General features: G+C 50.9%; 2 protein-coding genes. Both read right to left on the bottom strand.

Translation table 11 applies throughout. The annotated features are described in order from the left end of the window. The coding region (locus NKJ21_RS27405) for a tail fiber assembly protein (RefSeq protein ID WP_254733437.1) at positions 1-503 on the bottom strand (503 nt) is incomplete at its 3' end. After that, the coding region (locus NKJ21_RS27400) for a phage tail protein (protein WP_254733436.1) at positions 503-1249 on the bottom strand (747 nt) is incomplete at its 5' end. The genes NKJ21_RS27405 and NKJ21_RS27400, both read right to left, overlap by 1 nt.

Below are 1249 nucleotides of genomic sequence, written 5' to 3'. Positions count from 1 at the left end.
TTCCAGGCTTCCAGCAACGAGGTTTCTTCCTTCGTTGCAATTTCCAGATCTGCAGCATCCTGAAGCGGCGCAATATGCTCACTGGCTACCTGCATCAGGCTTTTTTTTGTTTCTTCCGCCTCCCGGATCCGGAACAGTTTTTCTGCTTCCGTATCCTTCACCCAGGCTGTGCCGTTCCACTTCTGATATTCCCCTCCCGGCGATAACCAGGTAAAATTTTCCGGTAACGGACCGAGTTCAGAAATAAATAACGCGTCGCCGGAAGCCACGTCATAGACGGTTTTACCCCGATGGTCTTCAACGAGATGCCACGATGCCTCATCACTGTTGAAAACAGCCACAAAGCCAGCCGGAATATCTGGCGGTGCAATATCGGTACTGTTTGCAGGCAGACCGGTATGAGGCGGAATATATGCGTCACCTTCACCAATAAATTCATTAGTTCCGGCCAGCAGATTATAAATTTTTATGGTCCGTGGTTGTTCACTCATTCTGAATGCCATTATGCAAGCCTCACAATATAGTTAAATGCAATGTTTTTGACGGTGTTTTCCGCGTTACCCGCAGCGTTAACGGTGATGGTGTGTCCGTGTGAACCAATACTGAAAGAATGGGCATGAGCACCGATAACAACCGGATGCTGGTGCGCACCAATACCAACTGTATGCGCATGTGCACCGGCACTCACGGCTGTACCGGACAATGAGTGACTGTGGCTGCCCTGACTGTCCGTTTTCGATAAATAAGCAATACCCTGTGTGCTGGTTCCTTTAACTGTGGATAAACTTCCTGTAATGGTTGCTGTTCCATACTGACTCCAGCCAGAACTGTTCATCCTTAAACCACTTGTGTGGGCATGAGCACCCGCGGCCCCTGTTGAACCGCTCAGACTGTGAGCATGAGCCCCCGTGTTATTCGTCGATTTGGTGCCGTAATCGAAACTGCCTGTTGTTTTCGTCCCGTAATCAAACGACGATGTGGTTTTCGTCCCCAAATCCGTACCGGATGCACTGGCACTGTGGGTGTGCGACTTAATTCCATCCTGTTCCTGAGACAATACAGCACGACCGCTGGCGGGTTTCCCCTTGATTGTCCAGCCTCGCATATCAGGAAGCACACCCGATGGATACGCGACAGCAAGTTTTGGGTAGGCTGATTTGTCAAACGCCTGCCCCTGCATCAGGACGTAGCCAGACGGAACGATATCTGATGGCCACGGGATCGGCGCACCTGCCGGAAAGGCCGAATT

Source organism: Klebsiella sp. SWET4 (assembly GCF_024296565.1).
Lineage (GTDB): Bacteria > Pseudomonadota > Gammaproteobacteria > Enterobacterales > Enterobacteriaceae > Klebsiella > Klebsiella variicola.
Note: the sequence above shows the minus strand (reverse complement) of the source record. Positions and strands in the feature narration are given on the sequence as shown.